The 26,013-nt window shown below is 66.5% G+C and carries 27 protein-coding genes; 15 read left to right on the forward strand and 12 right to left on the reverse strand.

The features are described from left to right. Positions 1 to 34 precede the first annotated feature (34 nt). Positions 35 to 733, reverse strand: coding sequence for a YfdX family protein (locus tag ACP15H_RS14615; RefSeq protein ID WP_425066906.1), 699 nt, complete (start codon positions 731 to 733; stop codon positions 35 to 37). Between the two features lie 108 nt (positions 734 to 841). Between ACP15H_RS14615 and ACP15H_RS14620 the strand changes: the two genes are divergently transcribed. Continuing rightward, positions 842 to 1,015, forward strand: a complete 174-nt coding sequence (locus ACP15H_RS14620) for a hypothetical protein (RefSeq protein ID WP_425066907.1) — start codon at positions 842 to 844, stop codon at positions 1,013 to 1,015. Positions 1,016 to 1,125: 110 nt separating this feature from the next. Here the strand turns inward: ACP15H_RS14620 and ACP15H_RS14625 are convergent, their stop codons facing one another. The 3 genes from ACP15H_RS14625 to gluQRS are packed head-to-tail and all read right to left on the reverse strand — an operon-like array spanning position 1,126 to position 3,623. Further along, entirely contained in the window at positions 1,126 to 1,533 is a 408-nt protein-coding gene (locus ACP15H_RS14625) for a hypothetical protein (protein WP_425066908.1), read from the reverse strand. Between the two features lie 58 nt (positions 1,534 to 1,591). Then, positions 1,592 to 2,749, reverse strand: coding sequence for an aromatic ring-hydroxylating oxygenase subunit alpha (locus ACP15H_RS14630; protein ID WP_425066909.1), 1,158 nt, complete (start codon positions 2,747 to 2,749; stop codon positions 1,592 to 1,594). A gap of 10 nt (positions 2,750 to 2,759) precedes the next feature. After that, positions 2,760 to 3,623 (reverse strand): tRNA glutamyl-Q(34) synthetase GluQRS, encoded by an 864-nt coding sequence (gluQRS, locus tag ACP15H_RS14635; protein WP_425066910.1) that lies wholly within the window; start codon positions 3,621 to 3,623, stop codon positions 2,760 to 2,762. Between the two features lie 48 nt (positions 3,624 to 3,671). Between gluQRS and ACP15H_RS14640 the strand changes: the two genes are divergently transcribed. The 4 genes from ACP15H_RS14640 (at position 3,672) to ACP15H_RS14655 (ending at position 7,745) form a co-directional block, all read left to right on the forward strand. Next, positions 3,672 to 4,391, forward strand: coding sequence for a DNA-3-methyladenine glycosylase family protein (locus ACP15H_RS14640; RefSeq protein ID WP_425066911.1), 720 nt, complete (start codon positions 3,672 to 3,674; stop codon positions 4,389 to 4,391). Then, positions 4,388 to 5,062, forward strand: a complete 675-nt coding sequence (locus tag ACP15H_RS14645; RefSeq protein ID WP_425066912.1) for an alpha/beta hydrolase — start codon at positions 4,388 to 4,390, stop codon at positions 5,060 to 5,062. Before ACP15H_RS14640 ends, ACP15H_RS14645 begins: the two co-directional genes overlap by 4 nt. A gap of 8 nt (positions 5,063 to 5,070) precedes the next feature. After that, positions 5,071 to 6,291, forward strand: a complete 1,221-nt coding sequence (locus tag ACP15H_RS14650) for a serine hydrolase domain-containing protein (RefSeq protein ID WP_425066913.1) — start codon at positions 5,071 to 5,073, stop codon at positions 6,289 to 6,291. A 155-nt stretch (positions 6,292 to 6,446) separates the two neighbouring features. After that, on the forward strand, positions 6,447 to 7,745 hold the full coding sequence (locus tag ACP15H_RS14655; protein ID WP_425066914.1) for an MFS transporter: 1,299 nt from the start codon (positions 6,447 to 6,449) through the stop codon (positions 7,743 to 7,745). Between the two features lie 12 nt (positions 7,746 to 7,757). On the opposite strand, the gene ACP15H_RS14660 is transcribed toward ACP15H_RS14655, so the two are convergent. The 3 genes from ACP15H_RS14660 to ACP15H_RS14670 all read right to left on the reverse strand — a co-directional run bounded on the left by ACP15H_RS14660 (position 7,758) and on the right by ACP15H_RS14670 (position 9,428). Further along, positions 7,758 to 8,369: a GNAT family N-acetyltransferase gene (locus ACP15H_RS14660; protein WP_425066915.1), complete on the reverse strand. Its 612-nt coding sequence runs from the start codon at positions 8,367 to 8,369 to the stop codon at positions 7,758 to 7,760. Positions 8,370 to 8,454: 85 nt separating this feature from the next. Continuing rightward, the gene (locus tag ACP15H_RS14665) at positions 8,455 to 9,111 is read right to left on the reverse strand and encodes a nucleotidyl transferase AbiEii/AbiGii toxin family protein (protein WP_425066916.1); all 657 of its coding nucleotides are present in this window, start codon (positions 9,109 to 9,111) and stop codon (positions 8,455 to 8,457) included. Continuing rightward, on the reverse strand, positions 9,108 to 9,428 hold the full coding sequence (locus ACP15H_RS14670) for a hypothetical protein (RefSeq protein ID WP_425066917.1): 321 nt from the start codon (positions 9,426 to 9,428) through the stop codon (positions 9,108 to 9,110). The genes ACP15H_RS14665 and ACP15H_RS14670 overlap by 4 nt, the downstream gene beginning before the upstream one ends. A gap of 85 nt (positions 9,429 to 9,513) precedes the next feature. Here ACP15H_RS14670 and ACP15H_RS14675 point away from each other — a divergent pair, with 85 nt between their 5' ends. From ACP15H_RS14675 to ACP15H_RS14690, 4 genes are all read left to right on the forward strand, one after another. Beyond that, positions 9,514 to 10,947 carry a carotenoid oxygenase family protein gene (locus ACP15H_RS14675; protein WP_425066918.1) on the forward strand — a complete coding sequence of 478 codons (1,434 nt, stop codon included), beginning with the start codon at positions 9,514 to 9,516 and terminating at the stop codon, positions 10,945 to 10,947. 2 nt (positions 10,948 to 10,949) lie between these two features. After that, the gene (locus ACP15H_RS14680; RefSeq protein ID WP_425066919.1) at positions 10,950 to 11,615 is read left to right on the forward strand and encodes a glutathione S-transferase family protein; all 666 of its coding nucleotides are present in this window, start codon (positions 10,950 to 10,952) and stop codon (positions 11,613 to 11,615) included. Positions 11,616 to 11,696: 81 nt separating this feature from the next. Then, entirely contained in the window at positions 11,697 to 12,698 is a 1,002-nt protein-coding gene (locus ACP15H_RS14685) for an NAD(P)H-dependent flavin oxidoreductase (protein ID WP_425066920.1), read from the forward strand. A 15-nt stretch (positions 12,699 to 12,713) separates the two neighbouring features. After that, the gene (locus ACP15H_RS14690; RefSeq protein ID WP_425066921.1) at positions 12,714 to 12,983 is read left to right on the forward strand and encodes a hypothetical protein; all 270 of its coding nucleotides are present in this window, start codon (positions 12,714 to 12,716) and stop codon (positions 12,981 to 12,983) included. Positions 12,984 to 13,125: 142 nt separating this feature from the next. On the opposite strand, the gene ACP15H_RS14695 is transcribed toward ACP15H_RS14690, so the two are convergent. Next, the gene (locus tag ACP15H_RS14695) at positions 13,126 to 17,616 is read right to left on the reverse strand and encodes an ATP-binding protein (protein WP_425066922.1); all 4,491 of its coding nucleotides are present in this window, start codon (positions 17,614 to 17,616) and stop codon (positions 13,126 to 13,128) included. Positions 17,617 to 18,125: 509 nt separating this feature from the next. On the opposite strand from ACP15H_RS14695, the gene ACP15H_RS14700 reads away from it, so the two are divergent. Next, the gene (locus ACP15H_RS14700; protein WP_425066923.1) at positions 18,126 to 18,374 is read left to right on the forward strand and encodes a hypothetical protein; all 249 of its coding nucleotides are present in this window, start codon (positions 18,126 to 18,128) and stop codon (positions 18,372 to 18,374) included. A 47-nt stretch (positions 18,375 to 18,421) separates the two neighbouring features. On the opposite strand, the gene ACP15H_RS14705 is transcribed toward ACP15H_RS14700, so the two are convergent. Further along, the gene (locus tag ACP15H_RS14705; protein WP_425066924.1) at positions 18,422 to 19,123 is read right to left on the reverse strand and encodes a VIT1/CCC1 transporter family protein; all 702 of its coding nucleotides are present in this window, start codon (positions 19,121 to 19,123) and stop codon (positions 18,422 to 18,424) included. 178 nt (positions 19,124 to 19,301) lie between these two features. After that, positions 19,302 to 20,084: a sensor histidine kinase gene (locus ACP15H_RS14710; RefSeq protein WP_425066925.1), complete on the reverse strand. Its 783-nt coding sequence runs from the start codon at positions 20,082 to 20,084 to the stop codon at positions 19,302 to 19,304. Between the two features lie 231 nt (positions 20,085 to 20,315). On the opposite strand from ACP15H_RS14710, the gene ACP15H_RS14715 reads away from it, so the two are divergent. The 5 genes from ACP15H_RS14715 to ACP15H_RS14735 all read left to right on the forward strand — a co-directional run bounded on the left by ACP15H_RS14715 (position 20,316) and on the right by ACP15H_RS14735 (position 24,033). Then, positions 20,316 to 21,410: a Crp/Fnr family transcriptional regulator gene (locus ACP15H_RS14715; RefSeq protein ID WP_425066926.1), complete on the forward strand. Its 1,095-nt coding sequence runs from the start codon at positions 20,316 to 20,318 to the stop codon at positions 21,408 to 21,410. 82 nt (positions 21,411 to 21,492) lie between these two features. After that, positions 21,493 to 22,239 carry a hypothetical protein gene (locus ACP15H_RS14720; protein WP_425066927.1) on the forward strand — a complete coding sequence of 249 codons (747 nt, stop codon included), beginning with the start codon at positions 21,493 to 21,495 and terminating at the stop codon, positions 22,237 to 22,239. Positions 22,240 to 22,361: 122 nt separating this feature from the next. Continuing rightward, on the forward strand, positions 22,362 to 22,943 hold the full coding sequence (locus ACP15H_RS14725; RefSeq protein ID WP_425066928.1) for a YqaA family protein: 582 nt from the start codon (positions 22,362 to 22,364) through the stop codon (positions 22,941 to 22,943). A 9-nt stretch (positions 22,944 to 22,952) separates the two neighbouring features. Continuing rightward, positions 22,953 to 23,459: a disulfide bond formation protein B gene (locus tag ACP15H_RS14730; RefSeq protein WP_425066929.1), complete on the forward strand. Its 507-nt coding sequence runs from the start codon at positions 22,953 to 22,955 to the stop codon at positions 23,457 to 23,459. A gap of 7 nt (positions 23,460 to 23,466) precedes the next feature. Further along, positions 23,467 to 24,033 carry a demethoxyubiquinone hydroxylase family protein gene (locus ACP15H_RS14735; RefSeq protein WP_425066930.1) on the forward strand — a complete coding sequence of 189 codons (567 nt, stop codon included), beginning with the start codon at positions 23,467 to 23,469 and terminating at the stop codon, positions 24,031 to 24,033. A 57-nt stretch (positions 24,034 to 24,090) separates the two neighbouring features. Here the strand turns inward: ACP15H_RS14735 and ACP15H_RS14740 are convergent, their stop codons facing one another. Next, the gene (locus tag ACP15H_RS14740) at positions 24,091 to 24,654 is read right to left on the reverse strand and encodes an HNH endonuclease (protein ID WP_425066931.1); all 564 of its coding nucleotides are present in this window, start codon (positions 24,652 to 24,654) and stop codon (positions 24,091 to 24,093) included. Positions 24,655 to 24,793: 139 nt separating this feature from the next. Continuing rightward, positions 24,794 to 26,005: an MFS transporter gene (locus tag ACP15H_RS14745; protein WP_425066932.1), complete on the reverse strand. Its 1,212-nt coding sequence runs from the start codon at positions 26,003 to 26,005 to the stop codon at positions 24,794 to 24,796. Positions 26,006 to 26,013 lie beyond the last annotated feature (8 nt).

Below are 26,013 nucleotides of genomic sequence, written 5' to 3' on the forward strand. Positions count from 1 at the left end.
CAGGCCGGCGATTCCACATCCCGGGTCGCAGCCGTTACTGCGACTTCTTTTCTTCCGCCTTCTGCGGCACGGCGAGGGCTGCGACGGAGTCGTAGCGGACGCCATCCTCGGCCTTCTTCATGACGGCGTTGGCCTCGTAGTACTTGCCCTCGTCCAGGAGCTTCGCCGCCATGTCGACGTCGGCGATGGTCCGGTCGAGCGGCGCCAGCGCCATGGTGAAGTTCACGCTGACATCGGCCAGCCGCAGCTTCTCGAGCGCCTGCTTGCGTTCGCCCTTCTCGAGGTGCTTGTTGGCCTCGGCGACCGCCGCGGCCTTGGCGGGCGTCGCCACGAAGTCCTCGCCCAGGGTGAGCTGGCCGTCGATCGGCAGCCAGGCGACGGCGGGGCCGGACGCGGCGGCCGGGGCGTCGGACATGCCCTTCGGCGCCTTGAGCTCGGACTCGGCCTTCTGGAACGATGTCGAGTCGACCTTCGCCTTGGCCAGCGCCGCGCGGGTGTCGGCGACCAGCTTCTTCGCCGCCACCGGATCGGCCTCGAAGATGGCGATGCGGGCCAGATGCAGGGCGCGGAAGGCGACGGCGCCGTCGGCCGACAGCTTCATCAGATCGCGCGCGGCCTCGGTCTTCTGCTGGGTCGTGGGCGCGGGGGCCGCCGGAGTCTGCTGGGCGGCGACGGTGCCGGCCAGCATGGTGGTGGCCAGCAGGGCCGCAACGATTCCTTTGGAAATGTTCATGGCTACTCTCCTCTTCGAGCACCGCCGTCCCGGCAGGAACCGCAGGGTCGCGTCGGCCTCGCGAGAAAAAGGTAGCAGCCACGTCCTTCTGCCAATCTTGCCGCCGCATTGACGATTTTCAATGCACCGCCCCGGGCGGTGGCCCTCCCCGGTAAAGGCGACGTCCTCGCCGCGATCGTCGACCGCGACGCGCGCGATCCGGCGAAGCGCAGGATTGCGCATGAGTTCCTGGAATCGAACACCGTGCAAGTCTGGACCAACAGGCAGCTGAAAGAACGTTAAAATGAGATACCCGTCGTCTCGACCGAAGCCTCGCGTAGCGAGGTGAAGTGGAGAGAGCTTCTCTCTCCACTTCGCGCCTTCGGCGCTCCGGTCGAGGCGGCGGAACTGTCTTAAAGTTCCACCGGCACCTTGCGCGCAAAGAACGCCGCGATAACGGCACAGACCATGCTCGCCAGCCACAGCCAGTAGCCTTCGCGCAGGCCGGTGATGGGGTTGGCCATGCCGGCCTCGTTGGTGATCACGCTCGTCTCGAACATGAACGAGGCTGCGAGGCCGAGCGCGGCGAGTGAGAGAACCAGCGCCGGGAGGCGACGGGCGAACAGCGCAGCGATCCAGGACGCCAGCAACAGCGGGTTGGCGAACCAGCTCGTATGGCCCAGCGCGCCGAACAGAAGGATGTTCCAGCCCTGCCAGTCCGAGCAGATGCCAGAGACGCAGAACGCGTCCTGCCTGAGGCTCGCGGCGAACAGGACGACGCTGAGCACCAGCGCGACGCGCGTGGTTCGGCTGACCGTCATCTGGAAAATCCCGTCGTCCTTCGACTGCGCTGCACTTCGCACTGGACGACGGAGAAGATCAAGCCACAACACCCAGCGCGCTGCGGATCGAGCGGTGGAAATGGACGAGAGAGGGCTCGTTGCGGCCGTAGATCACCTCTTCCGTTGCGCCGGATTCGAAGCCGATCTGCATGCGCTCGCCCAGCGGGAAGTCCTCGTCCAACACGGTGCGGATGGCGATGTCGCGGTTCTTGGCCCAGTGCTTCTCCGGGCGGTCGCTGTGGGCCGGACGATAGAGCGAAAATTCGACGGAGCAGCTTCCGGGATCGTTGCGATCGGGGAAGGCGCGCCAGATCTCGATATGGTCGACCTGCCAGATGACGATGGTGTTGGGGAAGAGCTGGTAGATCGCGATGATGTGCGGGCGCAGGTTGCGTTCGGCGTCGGGCTGCGCCCGCAGCGCCTCGATCGAGGTGCGTGGCACGCACATGCGGCCGTGGCGGCCGGCACCGTCGAAGGTGCCGCAGTTGCCGATGAAATACGGCGCGATGGTTTTCCGGTGCAGGTGCGGGATGTGATAGCCCTCGAGGAACGTATCGATGGCGAACTTCCAGTTGATGCGCGGCGTGATGCGGTCGACCGAATAGAGCGGGTAGGTCTCGGGCTGCAGCGCCGCGAAGTCGCCCACGAACGAGCCCAGCACCGCATCGACGTCGATCCCGGCACTCTCGCCCTCGCCCACCGGCGTCGCGCGCACGAAGATCATGCCGTGCTTCTCGCCGGCCGGGAGCCTCACCAGCCCGTGCGCACTGAGATCGAGGCCGGCGAAGCCCGCTTTGTCGGTGACGCCCAGCAGCCTGCCCTGCAGGTCATAGGTCCAGGCGTGATAGGGGCAGGCGAAAGCGCGGGCGCTGCCGCACCCCTCGGCCACGGGCGCACCGCGATGGCGGCAGATGTTGGCGAAGGCACGCACCTCGCCGTCGCCCCCACGCACCAGCAGCACCGGCATCCCGGCCACGTCTTCGGTGATGTAGTCGCCGGGTTTGGTGAGCCGGGACGACAGGCCCATGAACAGCGGCTGGCGGCGGAACAGCGCGTCGCGCTCGCGGGCGGCGCGCTCGCGGCAGGAATAGGCGTCGACACGATTGCGGAACAGCGCATCGGCGAGATCGGTCGTTCGGCCGTCGATATGGCCGAGCAGCCGCCTCCCGACGGCCAGTTGTTCGTTTCGGTCCATGGCCGAAGTGTCAGCCCTTCACGGGGGTCGCGCAACTCCAACCGTCGATCATTTCGAAAACGTCGGCCGGCGTCCTACCGCTCTCGCGCAACGCCCGGATGGTGAGGTCGCGGTCGCGCTTGGCGAAGCGGCGGCCCGTGGCATCGGTCAGCAGCGGATGATGCGCATATTGCGGCGCAGCATAGCCCAGCAGCTTCTGCAGCAGCGCGTGGACGTGAGTCGACGGCAGCAGGTCGATCCCGCGCGTCACCAGGGTGACGCCCTGCAGATGATCGTCGACCGTCACCGACAGATGATAGCTGGTCGGCGTGTCCTTGCGCGCGATCACGAAGTCGCCCATCAGCAGCGGCTGGCCCTCGATCCGGCCCAGCGTCTCGTCGAAGAAGGAATAAGGCCCCGCCTGCTCCGCCGCGCGGGCGCAATCGAAGCGCATGCAGTGCTCCACGCCGGCCGCGATGCGGCGGCGGCGCTCGTCGTTCGAGAGGTGACGGCAGGTCCCGGGATAGAGTGGCCCGTCGGGGCCCATCGCGGTCGGGTGCGGCGCACTGGTGGACGCAGCGATATCGGCCCGGGTGCAGAAGCAGGGATAGACCAGGCCGCGCGCGTCGAGCTCGTCCATCACGCCGCCGTAATCCGCGAAATGGTCGGACTGGCGTCGCACCGCGCCGTCCCAGGCGAGACCGAGCCACTGCAGGTCCGCCAGCATCGCGGTTTCGTACTCGCGGCGGCAGCGGCGGATGTCGATATCCTCGATGCGCACCAGGAAGGTGCCGCCCACGTCGCGCGCGCGCCGCCAGGCGATGCGAGCCGAATAGGCACTGCCGAGATGAAGTTCGCCCGTCGGACTGGGGGCAAAACGCGTGACGACGGTCATGATCCGACGTTACAGCGCCCCCTCGTCGCGTGCTATGGCGAGAGCAACATGGCCAAAACGGCATCCAAGACAAAACCCAAGACGGCAGTCTCTCCGGCCTCCGGCGTCATCCTCGACAAGACCACGCTGAAGCAGGCGCTGGCCGAGCTGGCGGCGGTCGACCCCGACATTGCGCGCGCTCTCGACGAGGCGGGTCACCCCGAGCTGCGCGACATGCCGACGGGCTTTGGTGGGCTGATGCGTTCGATCGTGGGCCAGCAGGTCTCGGTCCATGCCGCGCGCAGCATCTGGCTGCGGCTCGAAGCGGCCGTGCCGTCGATGCTGCCGGCGGATTTTTTAGCGATGAGCGACGACCAGCTGCGCGCCGTTGGCCTCTCGGGTGCCAAGATGAAATACGGCCGAAGCCTCGCGACCGACATCGTCGAGGGCCGGATTTCGTTCGATGCCTTGCACGAGCTGGACGATGCGGCGGCCATCGCCATGCTGACCCAGGCCAAGGGCATCGGACCGTGGACGGCGGAGATCTACCTTATGTTCGCGCACGGCCGGCCCGACATCATGCCCGGGCTCGATCTCGGCCTCGTCGTGGCCGCCCAGCATCTCAAGAAATTGCGCACCCGCCCCGACGCAAAGCGGCTTCTCAAAATCGCCGAGGCCTGGCGGCCCTGGCGCAGCGCGGCCGCGCTCGTGCTCTGGCACTATCGGCGCAACATGCCGGACTGGAGCACCCCCCGCTCCGCAGCCGTCAAGGAGAAGAAAGCCAAATGACCACGAAGAAGATCGACGGCCCCAGCCACGGCCCGCACGCCGGCGGCAAGCCCGGCCATCTCGTGATCCTGCTGCACGGCTATGGCGCCGACGGCAACGACCTGATCGGCCTCGCGCCGGTGCTGGCGCCCCTGATGCCCGATGCGGTGTTCCACGCACCCAACGCGCCCTATCCGTGCGAGGGCAATCCGATGGGCTTCCAGTGGTTCGGCATCTCGCGCCTCGATCCCACGGTCGCGGCGGCGGGCGTCCGCTCGGCCGCGCCCTTCGTCGAGCAGTTCCTCGACGACACGATGGCCAAGTACGGGCTCGACGAATCGAAGACCGTCCTGATCGGCTTCAGCCAGGGCACAATGATGGCGCTGCATGTCGGCCTGCGCCGTCCCACGCCGCTGGCGGGCATCGTTGGCTTCTCCGGCATGCTGGCCGCCCCCGATTCGCTCAAGGACGAGATCAAGTCGAAGCCGCCGGTTCTGCTGGTCCATGGCGACAGCGACGAGATGCTGCCGGCCGTGCTGACCCAGCGCGCCGCGCAGACGCTGCAGGAGAACGGGGTGGAGGTCGGCGTGCACATCGCCAAGGGCGTCGGCCACGGGATCGACCAGAGCGGCCTGTCCCACTGCGCGCGCTTCGTGCTCGAGGCGTTCAAGCTGCCGGTGCCGAAGCAATGAGCTCGAGCATGACCCAGGGTACCTGCCGGCCGGGCTTCGAGAGGGTCGCCGAGGCCTTCGAGAAGAACCTCAAAGAGAAGGGCGAGATCGGCGCCTCGGTCTGCCTGACGGTGGGCGGCGAGACGGTCGTCGACCTGTGGGGCGGTGTCGCCGATCCCAAGACCCAGGCTGCGTGGACGCGCGACACGGTGAGCATCGTCTTCTCCTGCACCAAGGGCGCCACGGCATTGTGTGCGCACGTGCTGGCAAGCCGTGGCGCGCTCGACCTCGACGCCCCGGTCGCCGAGTTGTGGCCGGAGTTCGCTCAAGCCGGCAAGGAGCGCGTGACCACGCGCATGATGCTCGACCATTCCTCGGCGGTGCCCGCCGTGCGCGCCAAGGTGAAGGACGACGGGCCCTACGACTGGGCCTACATGACGGAGCGGCTGGCGGCCGAGGTCCCGTTCTGGGAGCCCGGCACGCGCAACGGCTATCACGGCTTCACCTTCGGCTGGACCGTGGGCGAGATGGTGCGGCGCGCCAGCGGCAAATCGCTCGGCACCTTCTTCCGCGAGGAGATCGCGGGGCCGCTGGGCCTCGATTTCTGGATCGGCCTGCCCGAGGAGATCGAGCCGCGGGTCGCGCCGATCGTGGCCCATGTCTACAAGGCGGCCGACGCGGTGACGCCCTTCATGCGCGACCTCGCCACCAACAAGGAATCGGTGGCGGCGCTGTTCTACTTCAACAACGGCGCCTGGCGCTCGGGCGGCGCCAACACCCGAGCGGGCCACGCCGCCGAGATCGGCGCCGCCAACGGGATCACCAACGCGCGCGGCCTGGCCGGCATGTATGCGCCGCTGGCCAACGGCGGCGGCGACCTGGTCGACGCCACGACGCTCGCCCGCATGGGCGAGGTTTCGATGGCGACGCACGACGACGCCACCCTGCGCATCCCGACGCGCTTCGCGCTGGGTTTCATGAAGTCGATGGACAATCGCAGGCGCAGCCTGGCTGCCAAGCTGTGGGGCGAGGATTGCGACAGCGTGATCCTGGGCAGCGCCGCCTTCGGCCATGTCGGCGCCGGCGGCTCGCTGGGTTTCGCCGATCCGGTCGCGGGCCTGTCCTTCGGCTACACGATGAACCGCATGGGCCCCGGCCTGCTGATGAACGAACGCGGCCAGTCGCTGGTCGATGCGGCCTATCTGTCGCTCGGATACAAGAACAAGGACGGCGGGGTTTGGGTTCAATAGGCATCGCGCCACGCACCCACCTCACCCTGAGGAGCGTCGCGCAGCGGCGCGTCTCGAAGGGTCGGCAACACGCACCACGCCTGAGGCCCATCCTTCGAGACGCCGCGCGACGCGCGGCTCCTCAGGATGAGGATGTGCGGGGAGGCTAGCGCCACATGCTTGCCGTCTTCCGCCCCCTGAAGGATCGCGCCGTCCAGATCGTCTGGTCCGGGCTGTGCACCTCGACGATCGGCGAAGACCTGTTCCGGGTCGCGAGCGTGTGGCTGGCGGTCGAGGTGGCGGGCAACATGGCGGGCCTCGTGACCGGCGTGCAGTACGTGGCGATGCTGGTCGCCGGGCTGTTCGGCGGCGTGCTGTTCGACCGCTGGCGGCCCGACCGCGCGATGATCGGCTCGCGCGCCTGGAGCGCGGCCTTCGCGCTCCTGCCGGTCGTCGGCTTCTATATCTCCGGCCTGTCGATCACCCTGCTCATCCTCTCCTCGGTCGGGCTCGCGGCCTTGCGCATGGTCTTCTCGCCGGCGCTGCAATCGACGATCCCGACCCTCGTGCCCAATCGCGGCGAGCAGCAGGCGATCAACGGCCTGTTCGACGCGACCTACCGCATCGCGCGCCTCGTCGGGCCCATGGTGGCGGCGCTGCTGCACCTTTTCCTGCCGGTGATCCATTTCCTGACGGCCACGGCGATCGGCTTCATCATCTCGGGCTACGCCCTCTACGTCGCACGCGACCGCCTCACCGGTGGCGGGCTGGGCGATCCGGTGCGCATGGCGCCGGGCTGGCGCGGCGCCTGGGAGGCGCTGACCGCCGGATTCAAGCTGATGCTGCGCGAAAAGCGGATCGGCACGGTCCTCGTGACCAACGCTCTCCTGAACGGGCCGTGGATGGTGGCGCTGAGCCTCGCGATCGCGCTGATCATCACCGAGTACCGCCCGACCTTCATGGGTTTCGGCGACCTCGCCGCCTACGCGCTGGTGATGGGTGCCTACGGCGTGGGCGACGTCAGCGGCAACATCGTCGCGGGCTCGGTGCGCTTTGGCCGGCCTTACTCGACGATGTTCCTGGGCTATGTGGCGATGGGCACCGGCTTCTCGCTGCTGGCCATCGCCGTGTGGGCGCTGCCGCCGGAAGTGCTGCTGCCGGCCATGATGGTCGGGGCGCTGATGGCGGGGCTGGGCGGCCCGTTCTTCTTCGTGCCGATGATCACCCGCATGCAGACCGTGTTCCACGGCCACGACATCGCCCGCGTCTTCCGCCTGCGCCTCGTGATCATGGCCGGCGCCATGCTGGTCTCGAGCCTGATCGCCACCTGGTTCTTCGACCGGCTCGGCTCGGTCGCGACCCAGCTCGGCTGTGGCCTGGTGATCCTGGCCGTCGGTATCACCGGCCACATCTATTACCGGCGCGCCGAGAACCGCGAGGCCGCCGGTCTTGCGGCGCCTCATCCGGACGAGTGAAATCCGCCAGCCTCAGCCCAGCAACGGCACGTGCCGTGAGCAGTCGCGCGGCAGGGCGCCGGTGAGACGCGGGTCGGGGAACACCTCGACCTGGAAGGCAAAGGGCACGAAGCCCGAGCGCCGGTAGAAATCCAGCGCCGCGGGATGATCGAGCGTGCAGGTATGCACCCAGAACCGCTTGATGGGGCGCGACCAGGCCCGCGCGATCGCCTCGTTCATCAGCGCGCGACCGATACCCGTCCCCACCAGCCCCGGCGCGACACCGAAGAAGGCCAGTTCGCACTCCTCCGCCTGGCTGAAGTCCAGTTCGAGGATTCCCGCATCCCGCCCGTCCTGGCGCAGCGCGAGGAACTCCACCTGCGGATTGTCGAGGATCGCCTGCAGCTTCTCGTCCGCCATCACCAGCCGCGAGAACCACAGCCAGTCCGTTCCCACCGCGCGATAGAGCCTACGATAGGCCTCGATCGTGCGCTCCAGCGGCTCCAGCGTGACACCGGCCGGAAACGCCTGCGCCGGTCTCTGAGGCGGACGGCTCAACATTTCGAGGCTCGTCACGACGGCGGCGACATGCCCCGGCGGAACCGCGGAATAGCCGGGTGGAAGGACGGGGCCAGTAATGTTCATGGGATATTTGAATAGCGGAGATTGCCCGAGATGGGGAAGTCGATGTTCGCAATCGCCGCTCAATGAAAGGCGACAACCACCGTCGTCAAACGGCGCGAAGAATTTCCGTGGCCTCACGTAGGGCCGTCCCGGTCACCGCCTGAAAGCCGTCGTTTATCGCTAGGGCCTCGATCGCTGCCTTGACGAAATCAGGATTCAGTCGATCGATCGCAGCCAGCGTCGCCTCCACGTCGTTCCTGTACCTGCGCAACGCAGAGACAATCCCGCTCCTGTCGAATCGACCCGCTGCAGCTATATCGAAAATGTCTCGTGGCTTGATATGCGCTCCACGATAATGGACTTTCTTCGCGATGATTTCAGCGACAGTTTCGACATCGACGTCTTCGCTCTCAACCTTTCGTCGCACGGAAGGTGCGTCGGTCAGTGGAGCGCTGACGATAAAGTCAACCTCACCTACTCGATCAAATGCCAGTTTGAGAAAGTGCGCTCCATCACCGTGATAATCAGACGGCACGATCTCGAACTCGAAGTCGTGGAGTTTCGGATCGAGATAGGACAGAAGTTGAGGGTCGGGGAGAAAAATGTCGATGTCTTCGCTCTGGCGATGACCGATCTGGAGCATCATCGCGGTGCCGCCGCCGAATGACCATCTATCTATGATCAGGTGCTCGGCGTTGACTTGGCGAATCAAAGAGCAAGCAACACGAAATAGCCTCGTCCAGTTGGGCTGGGTCGTCGTCACGCAGCGAGGGGGTACGTCTCACCCGAGTACTTCCCGAAGGTCTTCGCGGCAGAAATCAATGCCGCTTCGCTGATATGAAATTCGCTGGCAAAGGCCTTCTGCAAATCGGGAGAGACTTCACCAAAAAATGCCGACATATGACCTGACGCTGCCCGCGCGGCCTCTGGATGAGTCAGGCAATGAACGAGCGCCTGCGCGTCCAGCTTCGTCCTGTACGGTGCATTGATAGTCGTCAGGATGATCACGATCGGTGACATGGCGTTACTCAAGTTCTTAAAATAAGGCACACAAGCGCGCTCGACAATGAGCACGAACATCCAAATCCGATTCTGCTCTTGCGGATAACGCCGTGTATCGATAACCTCGCATAGATACACGGCGTTACCCAGAAGGAGACTTCCCGTGGCCAAGGCATTCCCCACCGACAATCCGTTCCTTCGCGGCTATTACGCGCCCGTCAACACCGAGGCCGATGCCGGGCACCTCCACATCACCGGCGAGATGCCGAAGGAACTCTGCGGCACGCTCTATCGCAACGGACCCAACCCGCAGTTCGCGCCGCGAGGGCCCTATCACTGGTTCGGCGGCGACGGCATGATCCACGCCTTCCACATCGAGAACGGCAACGTCTCGTACAAAAACCGCTGGGTGCGCACGCCCAAATGGAAGATCGAGAACGAGGAGGGCGAAGGCCTCTCCGGCACGTTCGGCAATCCGCGCTACACCGACCCGCGCGTCTTTGCGCTGAACTCGACCATCGCCAACACCAACATCGTCTGGCACGGCGGCAAGCTGCTGGCGCTGGAGGAGGCGCATGCGCCCTTCTCGCTCGACCCCAAGAGCCTGATGCCGGTCGGCCCCAAGGACGGCGGCTACGAGACGTTCGGCGACAAGCTGGTCGGGCCGTTCACGGCGCATCCCAAGTTCGACCCCGAGACCGGGGAGATGATCTTCTTCGGTTATTCGGCCACCGGCCGCTTCACCAAGGAGATCAGCCTCCAGACCGTGACCGAGGACGGCACCGTCACGCGGGCGGAGATCCTCGAGGGGCCCTTCCCGTCGATGATCCACGACTTCGCGGTCACGAAGAACTGGATCGTCGTGCCGGTCTTCCCGCTCACCTCGTCGATGGAACGCGCCATGGGCGGGCTGCCGCCCTTCGCCTGGGAGCCGGACAAGGGAACGCACATCGCCTTCATCCCGCGCAAGGGCACCGTGGCCGACGTGAAGTGGGTGACGGCGCCGCCCTCCTACGTCTTCCATCCGATGAACCATTTCGAGACGGCCGACGGCAAGGTCGTGATCGACGTCATGAAGTACGATGTGGCGCCGCTCTTCCCGCTGCCCGACGGCTCGCCCTCGAGCAAGGAGCCGCCGGCGGCGCGATTGTTCCGCTGGACCTTCGACCTCGGCGGCCAAGGCAACACCTTCCGCGAGGAGCAGCTCGACGATCGCGCCGGCGAATTCCCGCGCTTCGACGAGCGCTTCTGCATGAGCGACTACCGCCACGGCTGGATCGTGTCGGGCAACATCGCCCATGCCGGCGTCCGCCGCAGCGAGGGCATCACGCACTACGATCTGAAGAGCGGCACCAACGCCACCTGGACGGCGGGCGACGACGACCGGTTCGGCGAGCCGGTGTTCGTGCCGCGCCACGATAAGGCGGCCGAAGGGGACGGCTGGGTGCTGGCGACCATCTTCCGCTCGGCCGAGGGCCGCAGCGACCTCGCGGTGTTCGAGGCGACCGACATCGCCAAGGGCCCCGTGGCCCTGGCCCATCTCAGCAGCCGGGTTCCGGCGGGCTTCCATGGCAACTGGCGGCCCGGTACGCTGTGACGATGATCACCGTCCATCACCTGAACAATTCCCGTTCGCAGCGCATCCTCTGGATGCTCGAGGAACTCGGCCTGCCCTACGAGGTGAAGCGCTACCAGCGCAAACCCTCGATGCAGGCACCCGACGAGCTGCGCAACGTGCATCCGCTGGGCAAGTCGCCGGTGATCACCGACGGCGACAAGGTCTTGGCCGAATCGGGCGCCATCCTCGAATACCTGTCGGAGACCTATGGCGGCGGACGGTTCACCCCGGCCCTCGGTACGCCGGAGCGGCTGAACTACACCTATTTCATGCACTACGCGGAGGGCTCGCTGATGCCGCTGCTGTTCATGAAGCTGGTGTTCGGCATGCTGCCCGCGCGCGTGCCCTTCCTGATGCGGCCGGTGGCGCGCGCCATTGCGGGCGGCGCCGACAAAACGCTGCTGATGCCGCAGCTCGGCAATCACTTCATGTTCCTCGAAGGCGAACTGATGCGCCGCGAGTGGTTCGCCGGCCCGGACTTCACGGCCGCCGACATCCAGATGAGCTTCCCGCTGGAGGCCGCCACGGCGCGTTCGCCGATGATCAACAAGATGCCGAAGATCAAGGCCTTCCTCGACCGCATCCACGCCCGCCCCGCCTACAAACGAGCGCTGGAAAAGGGCGGCGCCTACGAGCTGGCGAAGTAGCTTCGCCGGCTGGCAAGGGGGGCCGGGGCCGTGCTAGGCCCGTGGTCCGGACGATAACGAACGAATTCAAGGAGCGAAACGATGGCCCTTCCCGCCCTGCTGCGCGACAACCTCTCGATCCCGGTGGTCGGCGCGCCGCTGTTCATCGTGTCCAACCCGGACCTCGTCATCGAGCAGTGCAAGGCCGGTGTCGTCGGCTCCTTCCCGGCGCTGAACGCGCGGCCGAAGGAGATGCTCGAGGAGTGGCTGAAGCGCATCACCGGCGAGCTGGCCGAATACAAGGCCAAGCATCCCGAGAAGAAGGTGGCGCCCTTCGCGGTCAACCAGATCGTGCACTCGTCGAACGACCGCCTGCAGCACGACATCGACATGTGCGAGAAGTACAAGGTGCCGATCCAGATCACCTCGCTGCGCGCGCCCGACGAGGTCGTCGTCTCGGCGCATCGCTACGGCTGCCTGGTGTTCCATGACGTGACCAACGTGACCCATGCCAAGCGCGCGCTGAAGGCCGGCGTCGACGGTCTCATCCTGGTCTGCGCCGGCGCCGGCGGCCATGCCGGCCGCCTCTCGCCCTTCGCGCTGGTGCCGGAAGTGCGCCAGTTCTACGATGGCACGATCCTGCTCTCGGGCTCGATCTCCAACGGCGCCTCGGTGCTGGCCGCCCAGGCGCTGGGCGCCGACCTCGCCTATCTCGGCACGCGCTTCACCGCGAGCAAGGAAGGCAACGCCACCGACGCCAACAAGCAGTGCATCATCGATTCGACCGGCGAGGAGATCGTCTACACCAATCTCTTCACCGGCGTGCACGGCAACTATATGAAGCGCAGCATCGCGGCCGCCGGCCTCGATCCCGACGCGCTGCCGGAAGCCGACAAGAGCAAGATGAACTTCGGCTCGGGCGGCAACATGAAGGTCAAGGCCTGGCGCGACATCTGGGGCGCCGGACAGGGCGTGGGCCAGATCCATGACGCGCCGCCGGCCGCCGAGATCGTGGCCCGCCTCAAGGCCGAGTACGACGCCGCCCGCGCCGCCCTCTTCGCCGGCGAGACCGTGCCAACCCGCCTCCAGCAGGCCGCCGAGTAGGCCGGCCGGCGCTGGATGAGCGCGCGCCTCCTCCGCCTCGCCATCGTGGCGCTGCTGGTTGCCCCTGGCGCCGCCGCGGCGCAATCCGGCATGGACGGGCGCCTGAACGACCTGCAGCGATCGATCTCCGCGATCGCGAGCCAGGTCGAGCAGCTCAAGGCCCAGGACCGCCAGCTCGAGCAGCAGCTCACGAAGATGCAGACGAGCTTCGAGCAACGCATCGAGCGGCTGGAGAAAACTCCAGCCGCCAAGCCCACGCCGAGGACGGGCCGCTCCCGGCACTAACAGCCGTCGAAGGCGGGTCCTGGCGGATAAACGAAACAAACGAAGCGGGAGTCGCACCCCCGCAATCCAGGCGCCGACGCAACAATGTTGCGCGCCTACGCCTGCATCGCCATTCCCTGACAGACCTCCGACGCTTAACGCGTCACTTCATGTCGAGGACGTCGCGGATACGAGCGGCCAGCTGCTCGAAGGTGAAGGGCTTGGTGATGAGCTGGACGCCGGCGTCGAGGCGGCCCTGGTGGACGATGGCGTTGCGCGAATAGCCGGTCGTGAACAGGATTTTCAGGCCCGGCCGCAGGTCGGAGGCCATGTCGGCCAGCACGCGGCCGCTCTTGCCGGGGAGCACCACATCGGTGAACAGCAGGTCGATGCGGGTCGGACCGCGCAGGATCGCCAGAGCCGATTCCGCTTCGGACGATTCGAGGACGCGATAGCCGAGTTCCTTCAGCACCATCGAGCTGTAGGTCCGCACGTCCTCGTTGTCCTCGACGACCAGCACGACCTCGCCTTCGCTGCTCGTCGGCACGGCGAGAGCGTTGCCTTCGTCGGCCAGCACCGTCGCCCCGAGGAACCTCGGGAAGTACATCTTGACCGACGTCCCGTGGCCCTCCTCGCTATAGATCGTGACGTGCCCGCCGGACTGCTTCACGAATCCGTACACCATGCTGAGGCCCAGGCCGGTGCCGCGGCCGACCTCCTTGGTGGTGAAGAACGGCTCGAAGACGCGCACGAGCGTTTCCGGCGACATGCCGTGGCCTGAATCGCTGACGCAGATGGCGACGTACTGGCCGGGCTTCACTTCCGAATCGACCGCAGCATAGGATTCGTCGAGCGCGGTGTTCACCGTCTCGATGGTGAGCTTGCCGCCCGCGGGCATGGCGTCGCGCGCATTCACCGCGAGATTGAGCAGCGCACTCTCGAGCTGGTTCTGATCGACCTCGATCGTCCAGAGGCGCGGCGCCAGCACCCCTTCGAGCTCGATCTGCTCACCCAGCGTCCGGTGCAGCAGCTCGGTCATGTCACGGACCAGCACGTTGAGGTCGACCGGCTTGGGCGCCAGGGGCTGCCGGCGCGAGAAGGCCAGCAGCCGCGCCGTCAGGCTGGCCGCGCGCTGGGCACCCTGCAGGGCGATGTCGACGGCGCGTTGCACCCGCGCCGTGTCGCCCGGCTTGGCCCGCCGCACCGTCTCGAGGCCGCCGATGATGACGGTCAGCAGATTGTTGAAGTCGTGCGCGACGCCGCCGGTGAGCTGGCCGACGGCTTCCATCTTCTGCGCCTGGCGCAGCGCCGCCTCGGCCTTGCTGCGCTCCTCGACCTCGCTGGCGACCCGCTGTTCCAGCGTCTCGTTCAGCGTCTTGAGCAGGGCCTCCGTCCGGCGCCGCTGCTCCAGCTCGCGCGCGTTCTCCTGAAACAGCCGCGCATTGTCCATGGCGACGGCCGCCTGGCTGGCGAGACCGACGACGCGGTCCTTCGCCAGTTCCCCGAACACACCGGCATCGGGATGGCCAAGCAGGAGCCCGCCCAGCACCTTCCCGGTGCGCAACCGCACCGGCACCGCGAGGTAGCTGCGCACTGGCAGATGTCCCGGCGGCATCCCGTGATAGGGGGCCGAGCGGCCGAAGCGCGGGTCCTGCGTGATGTCGTCGGAGAGCACGACCGCGGTGCCCGTGAAGGTCGGCTCGAAGATCGCGGTGTTGCGCGGCATCGGGAACCTGTCGAAGGCCTCGCGAGGCGCGCCGGACAGCGAATAGAGCATGTAGCCCTCACCCGCATCGTCGACGACGTTGTAGAAGAACGCGCCGAACTGGGCGCCCGTCACGGCCACGCAGGCGTCGGTGATCGTCTGGACAAGGCGTTCGTGATCGAGATCGCCCGAGACGGCGGCCGAAGCCTGGCTGATCACCTCGAGAGCCGCACGGCTTTCGCGGATCTCGTTCTCCGCCGCCTTGGCTTCGGTGATGTCGATGACGACGCCCACCATGCGCCGGGCGCCGTCGCTGCCGGTCTCGATGCGGCCGCGCGCCACGACCACATGCGCGGTGCCCGAGCCGATAACGCGGTATTCCTCCTGGTAGGGCTCGCCTGTCGCGATCGAGCGGCCGATGGCCTTCGTCACCCGGTCACGATCCTCCGGTGCGATGCCGGCCACGAAGTCGCCGAGCGGCAGGCCCTTTTCCGCGTCCTTCTGGGCGATGCCGAACACCTCCGCGAGCGGCCCCGAGATCGCCAGCTTGTCGCTGTCGATCGTCCACTCGAAGACGGCCACGCGTCCTGTCGACAGCGCGAGCGCGAGGCGATCCTTCGTCATCAGGAAGCGCTGCTCGCTCTCGAAGATGGCGCGGCTGGCCTCGCGGCGCAGCTCCGCCATCTGGATGTTGGCATTGACCCGCGCCAGCAGCTCGCGCGCGGCGAACGGCTTCACCAGATAGTCATCGGCGCCGGCTTCGAGGCCCTCGACCTTCGCCTCCTCGCCGGCGCGCGCCGAGAGGAGCACGATCGGGATGCTTGCCGTCGCCGGATCCATGCGAAGCGCGCGCAGGACGCCGAAGCCATCGAGACCGGGCATCATCACGTCCGTAAGGACGAGGTCGGGCGCTTCCCGCCGCACCGCAGCCACGGCGGCCTCTCCATCGGCGACCGGCTCGACATGATAGCCCTGGGCAATCAGCAGCCGGCCGACATAGGAACGCATGTCGGCATTGTCGTCGGCAAGCACGATGCGTTTTCCCGTTCCGACCGGAACTATGCCCGACATCGAAGAGGAAAGTTCGCCCGTGGCGTCCGCCTGCCGCGCGTCCGGCAGCCAGCCCATCGCCTCCTCGACATATTCCTGGGCGCGCACCACATCGGTCGACAGGTCGACCTCGTCGAGGACCTGCGCGGCCGGAAGGTGGGCATGGCCGAACGGCACGGTGATCGTGAAGCTCGTGCCCTGGCCGACGACGCTGTCGGCGTGAATCTCTCCGCCATGCAGCCGGACCAGCTCCTGCACCAGCGCCAGGCCGATGCCGCTGCCCTCGAAGCTGCGGCTCTTCGCGCCCTGAACGCGATGGAAGCGCTCGAACAGGCGCGGCAACTCGGTTTCAGCGATGCCGATGCCGGAGTCGCAGACCTCGATTGTAGCGCCCCGGCCGTCGGCACTGGCGGCGACCGATACCCGGATCTCGCCCGCGAAGGTGAACTTGAAGGCGTTGGAAAGAAGGTTCAGCAGGACCTTCTCCCACATCTCGCGATCTACATAGACCGGCTGAGGCAGCGTCTGGCACTGGATGACCAGCGCGAGGTTCGCCTTCTCGACCGTCGGGCGGAAGCTCGAGGCGATGCCGGTGGTGAAGCGGGCAAGGTCGGTCGGCCGGTAGGTGGCCTGCATGCGTCCCGCCTCGATACGCGAGAAGTCGAGCAGCGAGTTGACGAGGCGCAACAATCGATTGCCGTTGCGATGCGCCAGCGCGACATGCCGGAGTGCCTCTTCGACGGACAGCCCGCCGGCGAGCACCTCCTCCAGCGGCCCCAGCATCAGCGTGAGCGGGGTGCGGAATTCGTGACTCACGTTGGAGAAGAAGGTGGTCTTGGCACGGTCGAGTTCCGCCAGCGCCTCGACCCGGCGGCGCTCCTCCTGGTAGGCATCGGCGCTGGCGATACCCGTTGCGATCTGTCCCGCGATCAGGTTCACGAACTCGGCATAGACGTCGTCGAACAGCCGGTACGGGCTGAGGCCGACCACGAGAAAGCCGGCGCGTCCGGTCTCGCGGGACGGCGGCACGGCCACGACCGCCGCCCATTGGGTCGCGCGGTCCCAGGCCGCGCCCGGCGCGGCGGCGCCGAACGTCCGGGCAAGATCGACCAGCCGCGGCGGCTCTTCCTTCGTCAGGCCCTCGATCGGCCAGGAGGCCGAGCCATTCGCGGGATGGAGAGTTTCGACGGCGGCGGGATGGCCGGGCGGCAGGCCGTGGCGCGCGGCCAGGACGGCCTCCTCGCCGCCGGGCTGGACGACATAGAGAAGCGCGAAAGTGATGTCGCGCGGGTTGATCGAGAGCGCCGCGACGCTCTGACGGCTGGCATCCTCCCAGGTCCGCGCATCGACGGTGCGCGCGGCGAGCTCCCGGAGCGTGGCCACCTGCCGGTCACCGATCACCCTCGCCGTATCGGCGGTATTGGCGCAGATGATGCCGCCCGGCTTGCCGTCATCGTCAGGAATCGGACTGTAGGAGAAGGTATAGTAGGTCTCTTCCGGATAGCCGTTACGCTCCATCAGCAGGAGCTGCTCCTCGACATAGGTCCCTTCGATGCCGCCCATCGCGGTGTCGAGAAGCGGGCCGATATCCGTCCAGATCTCGCTCCAGACCTCTTTCGTCGGCTTGCCCACGGCGTCCGGGTGCTTGCCACCGATGATCGACTTGTAGGCGTCGTTGTAGAGATAGATCAGCTCGGGTCCCCAGCCGATCCAGATCGGCTGGCGCGAGGTGAGCATGATTCGGACGGACGTCTTCAGGCTCTGGGGCCAGTTTGCCGGCGGTCCGAGCGGATTGTTCGTCCAGTCATACCCCCGGATCAGTGCTCCGAGCTCGCCGCCGCCGGCAAGAAACAGGAGAGAGGAATCGTCGGTCGTCGGGCGATCGTCGGAATCCGGCATGGTCCTGCGGTGTGCTGACTGAGAGGGTCGTGAGAGGCGGCGGATAATGAGGTTTGCTGCAACAAATGTGAAGCCCGTGCAGAAACACCGTACCGCACGGCTGGTTGCCGGGCAGCATCGTCAGGAAGTGCGTCGAGACGTGGGGAGGCCGCGACGCGAGCGGGACCCGCCAACGAATCTTGGGAGTGTGCCCTCCCCTCGGCAACGAAGCGGGCTCTGCGGGAGTTGAGTCGATATGGTCGAAAAATCAAACCCGTCCGCGGCGGCCCGTCCCGCGTCACCTCCCGCCCCACCCCCGTCCGAGCTCTCCCCGGAGCGCGAGTACGAGCGCCTCAATCCGGGCGCCGGCGGCCCTCCCGGCCAGCAACAGGAGCGGGGTCAAAAGGACAATCCTCGGACCACGCGCGACGACGGCGGTGCCGCCATCCCCGGCAGCCAGAACGAGGACGTCAAAGCGCGCCCGCAGAAAGGGCCTCGCGGCGCGAGCACCTGAAAGGAGCAAGAATCCCATGAATGACGTCCAGCTCAGCCAGGAACTCGAAGTTGCTGCCCGGCAGGCTATCGAGGCGCGGGCGCGCGTCGATGGAACGCCCGCCCACTCCACGGCCTATCAGGCCGCGCTCATCGACTATCTCCAGGCCACGGTCCTTCATCTGTCCATCGTGTCCGTGGCACAGGCCCGTCAGCACGAGTGGCTGGTGGCCGAGGTGGAGGATCTGAAGGAAGCGCTCGAAACCGAACGCCGGGCCGTTCACTGACCACGCCGACGGCGGGTAGCCGCCTCCAGGGCAGCGAGATCGAACCCTCAGACGACCGTCCCGAACAGGCGCCCGATGCCGGCAGTCAGCGCCATGGCGAGCGCGCCCCAGAAGGTCACTCTGACCGTGGCGCGCCAGACGTCAGCGCCACCCGCCCGCGCGCCAATGGCGCCGAGAAGGGCGAGGAAGACCAGCGACGCCACGCTCACCACAACCACCAGCCAAGCGGCCGGTGCCACGACGACCATGAGCAGCGGCATGGCAGCACCAACCGAAAATGTAGCGGCCGAGGTCAAAGCAGCCTGGAGCGGACGGGCCGTGGTAGCGGCGGAGATCCCGAGTTCGTCCTGCGCATGGGCCGCCAGAGCGCCCTTGGCCATCAACTGCTCGGCCACCTGCCGCGCCAGGACCGGTTCGACCCCACGGCCAATGTAGATTTCCGCAAGCTCGTCGCGTTCGAAATCGGGGTTGGCAGCCAGCTCCGCGCCCTCGCGTGCCAGATCGGCATGCTCGGTGTCGGCTTGGGAACTCACCGACACATATTCGCCGGCCGCCATCGACATCGCGCCCGCCACGAGGCCTGCCACGCCCGCAATCAACACCTCGCCCGGCGCGGTGGCGGCCGCCGCGACGCCAACGATGAGGCTCGCCGTCGAGACGATGCCATCGTTGGCGCCCAGAACGGCGGCGCGCAGCCAGCCGATTCGTTGGACGAGATGGTTCTCCCGATGAAGGCGCAGTCTGGTCATGCGCCGGACTGTCGGCCGCCCGCCGCAGGCTCGTCAACATGTGGACGCCGACGATGATCAGCACGGCGGCCGAGGCGGCTGAACCGGCCCAAGGGGAACATGATCGCCACCACGACAGGAACGGCGCTGACCGACATGCTGCTGGCTCCCCGCAAACCGGGCGTTGCCCGCGACGTGTCTAGGCGAAGCCCACGGCGAATTCCGGTCCGCCGCAGTGGGCACAGTGGCCGACCCGAAGCGCTCCACCGATCTGTTCCACCAGCGCCTGCACGATCTTCATGCCGAGTCCCTTCGACGCGGCCGGATCGAAGCCCTCGGGCAGCGACGGCCCCGCGTTGCAAACCGACAGGAGATGTCCGCCTTCCGGCAGCCCTTCCAGTCGGACGGTGATCACGCCCACGCCATGCTTCGCGGCGTTGGTGATCAATTCGTTTACGATCAGGCTGAGCGGCACGGCGATCGAGGCCGGCAAGTTCGCTTCGCAGCCCTCGACGACGATCGTCTGCTTGCAGCGGTCTTCCGATGCGAGCATCGATCCGTATTCACCGCACAGCTCGCGAAGGAACTGCTTGAAGGCCACGGTCTTCTCGCTGTCGAGCGCATGCAGGCGCCGATGGACGCGAGCGAGGGTGGCGACGCGGTTGGCCGCCGCAGAAAGATGCTCGGCGGCATCTGCATTCGGCATCGCCCGGCTCTGCAGCGACAGCAGGCTCACGATCATCTGCAGCCCGTTCAGCAGCCGGTGATCGGCTTCCATGCTCAAGACCTCGCGGGCGTGGATGAGTTGATCCTTCTGGCGCAGCAGCGCCTCCTCGCTGGCAAGCTCCTCGCGCAAGCGGATTTCCGTGCCCCGATGTTCCGCGAGTTCTCGCTCGTAGCTGGCCGCTGAGCGAGGCGCTTCCTTGCCCAAACCTACGCTGGTCGTGAAGACTTTTGAGAACAGGGACTGTTCGAATGCCATGAGGCCGACCTCCCCCGATGTGCTCCGGACATCCCGGAGCCAAGTGACCTAGCAGGGCTGCGCAAAGTGCCGATTGATCCCCCTCAACCAGGCCGGCATTCAGCCATTGGCTGTTGCGGCGGCCCCATAGCGAGGCAGCGCATCCCGCTCATGGGCAATACGATGCTTGCGCCTCTTGCAATGCAGAGTCGAGATACAATGTCGGACGGCGGACAAACGGGAGAATGCGGCATGCGACGCATTCCCTTTTGCAGCCCGCTTCCGCCAGGACGACTCGACATTGCCAGGCGGCAAGCGCAAGTTGAATCGTGGCCGTGGTGCCATTGGGTGGTGCAATGCAATCGTTCATTCACCGCGGAAATCCCCGAGACGATCGAGTGCGATACAGCAAAGCGAACGATCACGCGCACGTGTCGGGCCGGACATGTCGCTGTCCCCGAACACGCGAAAGAGCCGAGCGGAATTCGCAGGACGCCGATTGACGGAAACTGCGGCCAGCACTTGCGTCCACGAGAAGGCGCTTCAAGAGGTGACAAGATGACAGGGCGCCCATCGGGCAAGACGGCTGCCAACAGGTTGCTGGCATTGCTGCCGGCAAGGGATCGCAGGCGCCTCGAGAAGCACCTCGAGCGCATTCCCCTCACCTACCGCCAGTCGCTCTACCGCGCACGCCAACCGCTCGATTTTGTCTACTTCATCGAAACTGGCGTCGGATCTCTGGTCAACACCATGTCCAACGGCGCGGCGGCCGAGGTCGGCACGATTGGAAACGAGGGCATTGTCGGCTTGCCACTCTTGCTGGGCGACGACCGCGCACCGACCAGCGTTTACGTCCAGGTTCCTGGCGAGGGGCTACGCATGTCAGCCGCCCTGTTCAGTGCCGAACTGGCGCGCAGCGCTTCGATGCGGATGGTGATGCTGCGTTACGCGCATGCGCTGTTCAACCAGGTCGCGCAGTCGGCGGCCTGCAATCATTTCCACTCCCTCGAGCAGCGCTGCTGTCGCTGGATGCTCATGACGCACGATCGCATGAAGACCGATCAGTTTCTGCTGACCCAGGAGTTCCTGGCCATGATGCTGGGTGTCCAGCGCACCGGCGTTTCGGCGGCCGCGGGAAAACTGCAGCAGGCTGGCCTGATCCGTTATAGCCGCGGCACCGTCAACATTCTCGACCGGCGCGGCCTGCGCGAGCGGTCGTGCGAATGCTATGAAGTCTCAAAGCGCGAGTTCGATCGCCTGCTCGGCGATCCACCGGCTCACGCGGCCCAGGCGAGCGAGGTCCCGTCCCGCAAGAGGCGCATTCCCAAGAGACTTGCCGCCTCCTAGAGTCTTTCCGGCCGAAGTAGAATGACCTTCCTCCCGTTCAAATGGGGAGGTGTCATCGTCTCACGACGACGGAGGGGGCAGGATGCGCGGTGACGATGGGCATGCCCCCATCGCCCCGTATGACGGGGCACTTCCCCATTTGAATGCGCGCGCGATTGAGCCCGAACTCTGGCGGTTCAATCCAAATCGGAAAGACTCCGGCGGTCCTGCCGTCTCGGATCGACCGATTCGCCCCAGCTTACGACCAGCGAGCGCCGCGCAGTCGACCGTGCCCTGGCAACGACTTGTCGCGACGATGCGAGAAGAATCGAATATCTCGATGCAGCGGAACGCCGACCAGATGATTTCCTTACCGACTTTGAGCCACAGTGCGAGGTACCTTCTCGCGCTTCTTGCCAGCCTCTCCGCTACGGCCTGTGCGGATGGGCCGAAACAGCCGCTCCCTCGAAGCAATCCTGCTACATCGCAAAACACGGTCAGCGAGACCGGCCATCTTTGTGGTGTCCGGTCGGCCAACCGAACACCCGACGGCGTGGAGGTCCGATTCACCAAACCGACCCTTGTGTTGGCTCGCTTCGACGGGAAGGCCAGACGGGTTATGGTCGATTCGACGGCGACCGCAGAGACCCTCCCTCCGGGCGTCGAGGTGAGCGCTCCCGCCGTGCTGGCCTTGCCGGGCGATACCATTTCGATTCCCACCAGCGCTCATTCCGGGTGTTCGATTGTGGCCACAGTGAAGGATGAAGCGCTCGGTCTGGCCGTGACTCTCGGTGTGGGCGCACCGGGTCTGGAGCCATACTGGAAAACCGACTTCATTCCAGCGGGGTAGTCGGAACGGCAGTAGCCTTTGCACCAGCTGGATGGGGCGCGACCAGAAGCCCGGTAGCGCCCGGCGTCCAACGCGGGAAAGGTCCCTCGCTTCGCCCGTAGCGACACGCTAAGAGCGGGCGCATGATCCGCCGTCTGTACGATTGGGTGATTCGCCTCGCCCAGCACAAGAACGCAATTCCCGCGATGGGCGTGGTCTCCTTCATGGAGAGTTCGTTCTTCCCCATCCCGCCGGACGTCATGCTGGTACCGATGATCCTGGCCAACCGGGAAAAGGCGTTCCGCATCGCCCTGGTGTGCACCGTCTGCTCGGTGCTGGGCGGCCTTCTCGGCTATGCGATCGGCTACTACTTCTTCGAGACGCTGGGTGCCTGGGTGGTGAAGACATATGGGCTGCAGCAGGGCCTCGCGACCTTTCGTGCAGGGTTCGAGCAGTACGGCACCTGGATCATCCTCATCAAGGGCCTGACGCCGATCCCCTACAAGCTGGTGACCATCGCCTCCGGCGCCGCGCATTTCGACCTGTTCACGTTCGTGTGGGCGTCCATCGTGACGCGTGGCCTGCGCTTCTTCCTCGTGGCAGCCTTGCTCTGGAAGTTCGGGGAGCCGATCCGTGCCTTCATCGAGAAGCGCCTTACCCTGCTCACCTGGATATTCCTGTTCGCCCTGATCGGGGGCTTCGTCGTCGTTCGCTTTCTCTTCTAGGACTGCCCCATGGCTACCACGCAGCGCCTCCCCCTCCCCAGCCAGCTCGGCCTCGTCGCCCTCCTCGGCAGCGGCCTGATGCTGGGGGCCGCCCTGTTCTTCCAGTACGTTATGGGCTTCCCGCCGTGCGAGATGTGCCACTGGCAGCGCTGGCCGCATATCGTGGCCATGGTGGCGGGCCTCGCGGCCTTCGCCTCGTCGAGCCGGCCGCGCACGGCCACCTGGTTCATGGTGCTCGCGATCGCCGCCATCGCGGTCAGCTCTGCCATCGGCATCTTCCACGCCGGCGTCGAGTATCGCTGGTGGGCGGGGCCACAATCCTGCACGGGTACGATACCGACCGGCCTGTCGCCGGAGGAGCTGAAGAAGCACCTGTTCGGTGCCAAGATGGTTCGCTGCGATGCGATCGTGTGGTCGCTGTTTGGCATCTCGATGGCCGGCTGGAACGCGATCCTTTCGGCCATCCTCGCCGTCGGCCTGGCCTCCGGCCTGTCGCGCACGGCCAGGACAAGCTGAGGTTCCCATGATGAAGACCGGCGCCAACCGCAATCCCGGCGATCCCGAGCCCCGCGAGGTGGTCGAACGCACGATCCGCGTCGACCAGGCGGGCGAGTTCGGCGCCGTGCGCATCTACGAGGGCCAGCTGGCGGCGCTTCGCTGGACCGGCCGCTCCAACAGCGAGACCGGCCGCCGCATCCAGCACATGGCGGCCCAGGAGCGCGAGCACAACAAGGTGTTCGACCGCCTGCTGGTCGAGCGCCGCGTGCGGCCGACCGTCCTGTCGCCGCTGTGGAACGTGGCGGGCTTCGCCCTGGGCGCCGCCACGGCGCTGATGGGCGACAAGGCCGCCATGGCCTGCACCGTCGCCGTCGAGGAGACGATCGAGGAACACTACGCCCATCAGGCCGCGAAGCTCGGCGACGACGAGGCGGAGCTGCGCACGACCGTCGAGAAGTTCCGTGCCGAGGAGATCGAGCATCGCGACACGGCGCTGGCCGCCGGCGCCGAACAGGCACCCGCCTACGAGGCGCTGTCGGCGGTGATCAAAACCGGCTCCCGGCTCGCGATCTGGCTGTCGACGCGGATTTGATTCACCTCGTCATCGCGATCTGAGGCTCACGCAGCAGGGCTTTCGCACACGAAAGCCCTAGCCCTGGTCCAGCTCCGAATCCCAGTACAGGAAGTCGCGCCAGCTCTCGTGCAGGTAGCCCGGCGGGAAGGCGCGCCCGTGTTCCTGCAGCAGCTGCGTCGAGGGCTCGGCGGGCGCACAGCGCAGGAGCAGGCCGCTCTCGTGCAGCAGCCGGTTACCCTTCAGGAGATTGCACGGACTGCAGGCGGTCACGACGTTCTGCCAGCTCGTGCGGCCACCACGCGACTTCGGGATCACGTGGTCGAAGGTGAGCTCGTTGGTCGCGAAGTCACCGTTGCAATACTGGCAGGTGAAGCGGTCTCGCAGGAAGACGTTGAAGCGCGTGAAGGCCGGCCGGCGCGCCGCCGGGACGTACTCCTTGAGCGCGATGACGCTGGGCAGCCGCATCTCGAAGGTCGGACTGTGGATCGTGCGGTCGTATTCAGAAACGACGCTGACACGGTCCAGGAACACCGCCTTGACGGCATCCTGCCAGGACCAGACGGACAGGGGAAAATACGACAGAGGCCGAAAATCGGCGTTGAGCACCAGCGCGTGGCAGGACTCAAGGCCGGGCGCCACGGTTAGGCCCGCCGCCGCCGCAGGATGGGACTACTCGGAAAATCGATGCGGTCCAACATGCCGGCCATAGTGGCCGGACTCCCGGCGAAACACAATATCCGGGAGTCGTCGTCACCAACATGTCATGGGAGTCTGGGTCCTAGCGGCTGAGGCGCTCCCGGGCGCCGGCCTCCGATCCCAGGGTTGCGGCGGCGGTGGCCAGCGCCACCACGGAAAGCAGCATGACGGCGGCATAGCCGCCGGTCAGGTCGTGCAGCACGCCCCCGATCCAGGCGCCCAGAAAACCGCCCAGCCCCATGCCGATGGCGATCAGCCCGTAGATTCGGCCAAAATGGGCCCCGCGATAGCGCAGGGTGGCGAGCGTCGAGATCATCGGCCCGCGCGACCCCATGCTGCCGCCGAACAGCAGGACGAAGGTCCACAGCCAGAGATCGTCGCCGGGTCCCCGTACCATTGCGAGGGCGCCGACGCCGGCGATCGAGCAGGCATAGGCCAGGATCGCCGCCAGCCGGCGGCCGCCGCGATCGGCCAGCCACGAGAAGCCGATCATGCCGAGTGGCGTCAGGAAGCCCGCGACCGCCATGGCGCGCGCCGCGTACGATCCGTCCATGCCGCGCTCGAGCAGATAGACCATGGTCTGCGGCATCAGCGCGAAGATGCCGATCGAGGTCAGGGCGAACGACGATGTGAGCGCCCAGAACGGCCAGTCGCGCAACGCCTCGCGCACCGTGAGGCCGGGCGCCGCCGTCTCGCGCAGTTTGGCAAGGCCGGGCGCCCCGCGCTCGATCTTCTTCCAGGGCAAGACCAGCAGCAGCGGAATGAAGACCGCGCTTACGCAAGAGAAGACGAGGTAGGCGTGGCGCCAGCCGTCGGTCTCGATGAGATATTGCGCCGCCGGAAAGGTCGCCATCGCGCCGACGCCCGACGCCGACCACGAGACGGCGAGTGGCACACCCAGGCGATTGGCCGGGAACCAGCGGCCGATCAGCGACGAGGACAGGATCCCCGACAGCGACGCCGCACCGAATCCCATCATGAGTCCGAGCGACAGATAGAGGTGCCAGAGGTGGCTGGCCTGCGAGGCGACGGCGGTGCTGGAGGCGGCCGCAATCACGCCGACCACGGTGAGTGTGCGCAGGCCGAAACGGTCGAGGATCCACCCGGTGATCGGCGCGGCGGTGCCGCCGACCAGCAGGGCGAAACTATAGATCAGCGTGACCGAGCCGCGATTGGCGTCGAAGGCGTGCTGGAGCGCCGGCACGAAGACGAGGAAGGTGTCGCTGATCGAGCGACTGGCCACGCCGAGCGCAAAACACAGCGCCACGAGCGCCCACGGCAAAGCCGATCCCATCGTTTCCA

Origin of the sequence: Reyranella sp. (assembly GCF_965249915.1) — a bacterium.
In the GTDB taxonomy this organism is placed as follows: domain Bacteria; phylum Pseudomonadota; class Alphaproteobacteria; order Reyranellales; family Reyranellaceae; genus Reyranella.